Annotated in this window: 3 protein-coding genes and 1 pseudogene; 1 reads left to right on the top strand and 3 read right to left on the bottom strand. The window is 69.3% G+C overall.

Features of this window, described 5'->3' with window-relative positions; all coding sequences use genetic code 11:
• Window positions 1-9: 9 nt before the first annotated feature.
• From ASG00_RS10600 to ASG00_RS10610, 3 genes are all read right to left on the bottom strand, one after another.
• Window positions 10-1,023: an aldo/keto reductase gene (locus tag ASG00_RS10600; RefSeq protein WP_045247588.1), complete on the bottom strand. Its 1,014-nt coding sequence runs from the start codon at window positions 1,021-1,023 to the stop codon at window positions 10-12.
• Window positions 1,024-1,219: 196 nt separating this feature from the next.
• The gene (locus ASG00_RS10605; protein WP_056209409.1) at window positions 1,220-3,478 is read right to left on the bottom strand and encodes a polyribonucleotide nucleotidyltransferase; all 2,259 of its coding nucleotides are present in this window, start codon (window positions 3,476-3,478) and stop codon (window positions 1,220-1,222) included.
• 329 nt (window positions 3,479-3,807) lie between these two features.
• Window positions 3,808-5,196 (bottom strand): cation:dicarboxylate symporter family transporter, encoded by a 1,389-nt coding sequence (locus ASG00_RS10610; RefSeq protein WP_082483204.1) that lies wholly within the window; start codon window positions 5,194-5,196, stop codon window positions 3,808-3,810.
• 145 nt (window positions 5,197-5,341) lie between these two features.
• Between ASG00_RS10610 and ASG00_RS18105 the strand changes: the two are divergent.
• Window positions 5,342-5,548: pseudogene (locus tag ASG00_RS18105) on the top strand (ATPase); the annotation flags it as partial.

The raw sequence follows: 5,548 nt of genomic DNA on the forward strand, positions 1-5,548 counted from the left end.
ATCGAGCTTTCAGTCGAGGGCGCGGGCGAGTTCGGCGAGGTGCGCGCGCGTCAGGCGCACCCCGACACCCTGCACGAGATCACTCACCTGATCGGCATCCTGCGCGTTCACGATGGGTGCCACGACCGAGCTCTGCGCGAGCAGCCAGGCGATCGCGATCGCCGCGTTCGACACGCCGAGCTCAGCGCCGATGCCGTCCATCGCCCGCAGCACACGGGTGCCGCGCCGGTTGAGGTTGGAGGCGAGCTGCGCGGCGCGCACGCTCAGCACGATGCGCTGGCGCTGCCTCTGCGCACCCGAGAGGAAGCCGTGCTCGAGCGGATGAGACGGGGTCAGCGCGATCTGCTGCGCACCGACGACGAGCCTCATGTCGCCTTCGAACTCGCTGCGCCTCACCAGGTTGTACGGCACGTCGGCCACCGTGAGACGCGGATAGCCCGCGGACGCGTAGATACGCGCCTCGACGAGAGCCTCGGGCCGCAGGCCGTACGCCCCCACCGCGCGCACCTTGCCCGCGCCGACGAGCCAGTCGACCGTGGCGAGCACCTCTTCGAGCGGAGTCGAATCGCGCGTCGCATCGAGGTAGAGCACGTCGATCACATCGATGCGCAGACGGGTGAGCGTCGCCTCGACGCCCCGCACGAGTGCCACCGGCCCGAGACCCGGGTGGTCTTCGTGCGCGCCCACTCTCGCGGTCACGACCACGCTCTCGCGCAGGCCCCGGGACTCGATCCAGCTGCCGACGATGTGCTCGCTGCGTCCGGCGCCGTAGCTGTCGGAGGTGTGCACCGCATTTCCGCCGAGCTCGACGTAGCGATCGAGCGCCTGGTGAGCGGTCGGCAGGTCGGTTGTCCACCCGAAGTCGCCGCCGCCGAGGATCAGCGGGAAGACGGAGAACCCTGATTCCCCGAGCGGAATACGAAGCCCGGCCCCCACGGCCGGACCCTGCACGGGGATCGGCGCCGACGGGTGCGGCGTCTCGGGCGCACGCGAGCGACCGAGGAGTCGGTCGTCCCAGGCCATGCGCAGCCCCCTTCTCGCGCCGGCGACGCGGTCGCCCCCCGCGCGTGATTCGAGGCTAGGGCACACCGGAGTACCCGAGGCGCTCCCACGCGTCCGAGGAGTGAACGCGCCATAACGCTTTGATCACGCCTCTTCCGGCCTGAAACGGCGACTGCCCGCCCGGAGAATCCGGGCGGGCAGTCGTCAGGGACGGTGATCAGTCCTCGACGGGAGCCTCTTCGGCATCCGCCGCGGCCTGGTCGTCGAGCACCGGCTCGAGCGACAGCTTGCCGCGGTCATCCACCTTCGTGATGCGCACGAGCAGCTTCTGACCGACCGAGAGGACGTCCTCGACGTTCTCGACACGCTTCCCACCGGCGAGCTTGCGCACCTCGCTGACGTGCAGCAGGCCGTCCTTGCCGGGAAGGAGCGAGATGAACGCACCGAAGGTCGCGATCTTCACGACCGTGCCCAGGAACTGCTCGCCGACCTCCGGGTTGTGAGGGTTGGCGATCGCGTTGACCTGCGCACGCGCGGCCTCGGCCGACGCGCCGTCGACAGCACCGATGTAGACGGTGCCGTCCTCCTCGATGGAGATGTCGGCGCCGGTCTCGTCCTGGATCGCGTTGATCGTCTTGCCCTTGGGGCCGATGAGCTCGCCGATCTTGTCGACCGGGATCTGCACGCTGATCACGCGCGGAGCGGTCGGCGCCATCTCATCCGGACCGTCGATCGCAGCCGTCAGCACCTCGAGGATGCGCAGACGCGCGTCCTTCGCCTGGGTGAGGGCGCCCGCGAGGACCTCCGACGGGATGCCGTCGAGCTTCGTGTCGAGCTGGATCGCCGTGACGAACTCGCTCGTTCCCGCGACCTTGAAGTCCATGTCGCCGAGCGCGTCCTCCGCGCCCAGGATGTCGGTCAGCGCCGCGTAGCGAGTGTGACCGTCGACCTCGTCGGAGACGAGACCCATCGCGATGCCCGCGACCGGAGCGCGCAGCGGCACACCGGCGTTCAGCAGCGACAGGGTCGAGGCGCACACCGAGCCCATCGACGTCGAGCCGTTCGATCCGAGGGCCTCGGAGACCTGACGGATCGCGTACGGGAACTCCTCGCGGGTCGGCAGCACCGGCACGAGCGCGCGCTCGGCGAGGAAGCCGTGCCCGATCTCGCGACGCTTCGGGCTGCCCACGCGGCCGGTCTCACCGGTCGAGTAGGGCGGGAAGTTGTAGTGGTGCATGTAGCGCTTGCTCGTCGTGGGCGACAGCGAGTCGATCTGCTGCTCCATCTTGAGCATGTTCAGCGTCGTGACACCCAGGATCTGAGTCTCACCGCGCTGGAAGATCGCGGAGCCGTGCACACGCGGGATGACCTCGACCTCGGCGTCCAGCGGACGGATGTCGGCGAGGCCGCGACCGTCGATGCGCACACCCTCGGAGAGGATGCGGCCGCGCACGATCTTCTTCGTGACCGACTTATAGGCGGCACCCACCTCGGCGAGGGCCGCGACCGGGAGCTCGCCCGCCTCGACGGCGGCGGCGACATCCGCCTTCACACGGTCCTTGATCGCGTCGTCGGCGTTCTGGCGCTCGATCTTGTCGGCGATCTGGTAGACGCCCTTGAGCTCGTCGTAGGAGCGGGCCGCGACGAAGTCGTAGACCTCGGGCGAGTAGGGCAGGAACACCGGGTAGGGCTGGATCTCCTTCGCGGCCGTGTTCGCCAGGGCGGTCTGGGCCGCGACGAGCTCGGTGATGAAGGGCTTGGCGGCCTCGAGACCCTGCGCGACGATCTCCTCGCTGGGCTTGGTGGCGCCGGCCTTGATGAGGTTCCAGCTGTGCTCGGTGGCCTCGGCCTCGACCATCATGATCGCGACGTCGCCGTCGGGAAGCACACGGCCGGCGACGACGAGGTCGAAGACGGCGTCTTCGAGGAGCTTGGCGGTCGGGAACGCGACCCACTGGTCGGCGTGCTCGCCGTGACCCGGGATGAGCGCGAGGCGGACACCGGCGATCGGGCCCGAGAACGGCAGGCCGGAGATCTGGGTGGAGGCCGACGCGGCGTTGATCGCGAGGGCGTCGTAGAACTCACCCGGGGCGATCGAGAGCACGGTGATGACGATCTGCACCTCGTTGCGCAGGCCGTCGACGAACGACGGGCGCAGCGGGCGGTCGATGAGACGGCAGACGAGGATCGCCTCGGTCGAGGGGCGGCCCTCGCGGCGGAAGAACGAGCCGGGGATCTTGCCGGCGGCGTACGAGCGCTCCTCGACGTCGACGGTCAGCGGGAAGAAGTCGAAGCCTTCACGCGGCTGCTTGCTGGCGCTGGTGGCCGACAGCAGCATCGTCTCCTCGTCGAGGTAGGCGGCGACCGAACCCTGCGCCTGCTGGGCGAGGCGTCCGGTCTCGAAGCGGATGGTGCGGGTGCCGAAGCGGCCGTTGTCGAGGACGGCTTCGGTCGCGGTGATTTCAGGACCTTCCAAGAGGTCTCTCCTTCTTTGTTTATCCTCGCGGGCGCGTGTCGCCGGCGAGGGCATGCGAAGGAGCAGGAACAGGCAGTTATGAGCGCGGGCAGTGTGATGCCTAACGCCTGCGCTGGCCACCAGTAGAAGATCACCCGCCGCCGGGGCCGCAGCATCCGGATCGAGGAACCCACCACAGGGGACCAGCTTCCTGCCGGCCTGCTCCTGTGCTCGCGTGTGCGAGCAGGTGTTCAGTTGTGAGGATGCCGCAGAGGCATCCGCGCCGATCTTACCAGTCCGGCCCGTCTGAGCGGGGGTGCGGATACGGACACCCGCACCCCCGCTGCCGTTCAGCGCACGCCCGCGGGGATGCGCTCGGGCGCAGGCTCGGCCACCGGGGTGGCACCTGCCGGGCCGTGGTCGTCGCCGACGCCGCCCGAGAACGGCAGCTCGCCGCGCAGCACTCGGCGCATCCGGTCGGCGTCGATCTGCTTGGTCCAGGTGCCGATGAGCACCGTCGCGACGGCGTTGCCGGTGAAGTTCGTGACCGCCCGCCCCTCGGACATGAACCGGTCGATGCCGACGATGACGCCGACGCCGCCGACGAGGTCCGGGCGGAACGCCTGAAGTCCGCCCGCGAGGGTTGCGAGACCGGCGCCGGTGACGCCCGCCGCACCCTTGGACGCGATGATCATGAACACCAGCAGGCTGATCTGCTCACCGATCGACATCGGCGTGCCCATGCCCGTCGCGATGAACAGCGACGCCATCGTGAGGTAGATCGCCGTGCCGTCCAGATTGAACGAGTACCCGGTCGGCACCGTGATGCCGACGACCGGCTTCGAGACGCCGAGGTGCTCCATCTTGGCGATCAGCCGCGGCAGCGCCGACTCGCTCGAGGAGGTGCCGACGATCAACAGGTACTCGCTGCCGAGGTAGCGGATCAGCGAGAACACGTTGACGCGGGCGACGACGGCGAGCAGGGAGCCGAGCACGACCGCGATGAACAGGAAGCACGTGACGTAGAACGCCACGAGCACCACGCCGAGGCTCAGGATCGCCTGCACGCCGGTCTTGCCGACCACCGCCGCTATGGCACCGAACGCGCCCACCGGGGCGAGCCACAGGATCATTCCCAGCACCCGGAACACGAGCGCCTGGAGGTTCTTGACGAAGTCCATGATGGGCTTGCCCCGCTCCCCCATGCCCTGCAGCGCGAAGCCGACGAGCAGCGCGAGGAACAGCACCTGCAGGACGCTGCCGCCGGTGAACGCCGAGAAGAAGGTGGTCGGGATGATGCCGAGGATGAAGTCCTGCGTGCTCGTGCCCTCGGTGCTCGGCGCCGTATAGGTCGCGCCCTTGATGTTCAGGCCCTCGCCCGGGTGGATGAGGTTGCCGACGACGAGGCCGATCGCGAGTGCGAACGTCGACATCGCGAGGAAGTAGACGAGGGCGAGACCGCCGATCTTGCCGACCGTCGCGGCCTTCGCGATCGAGCCGACCCCGACCACGATCGTGCAGAAGATGATCGGCGCGATCATCATCTTGATGAGGCTCACGAAGCCGGTGCCGATCGGCTCGAGCGCCCGGGCGAACCCGGGGGCGGCGAGCCCGAGGATCGCACCCAGCACGACGGCGGCGATGACCGCCACGTAGAGCCAGGTGTGCTTGTCGAGGCGCCGCAGCCGCGGAGGCGGAGCGGGGAGGGCGATGCCGGTGGTGCGGGGAATGCGAGCCATGAGGGCCTCCAGGGTCGAAACGTCGTCGTCTCACCCACGCGAGCCGCGCGGGGTGTGCCCAGCGTCGGCGGGGGGGCGCGGCATCCGGAACTTATGGTCGTAGTGAACGCGCCCCCACCCGGCGCTGATCGGGGAGGATCGGACCGTGGCGATTCGACGACGAGCGCGCAGCGCGGCATCCGTGGTGTTCGTCGCGCTCGTGATCGCGGTCATCGTGGTCACCGCCGCTCTCGCGGCGGTGCTGCTGTGGACGACGCAGCAGTCGGTGACCGCCGAGTCGGAGCGCGTCACCCGCACCCTGGCAGTCGCGCTGGCCGACACGCCCGCGGTGCAGAACGCGCTCGCCGACGAC

The sequence above is a fragment of the Microbacterium sp. Leaf351 genome (genome assembly GCF_001423825.1).
Classification (GTDB): Bacteria; Actinomycetota; Actinomycetes; order Actinomycetales; family Microbacteriaceae; genus Microbacterium; species Microbacterium ginsengisoli.

Coding starts and splice junctions, on each gene's coding strand:
- ASG00_RS10610 (WP_082483204.1), bottom strand. CDS start 5,196: ATGGCTCGCATTCCCCGCACCACCGGCATCGCCCTCCCCGCTCCGCCT.
- ASG00_RS10600 (WP_045247588.1), bottom strand. CDS start 1,023: ATGGCCTGGGACGACCGACTCCTCGGTCGCTCGCGTGCGCCCGAGACG.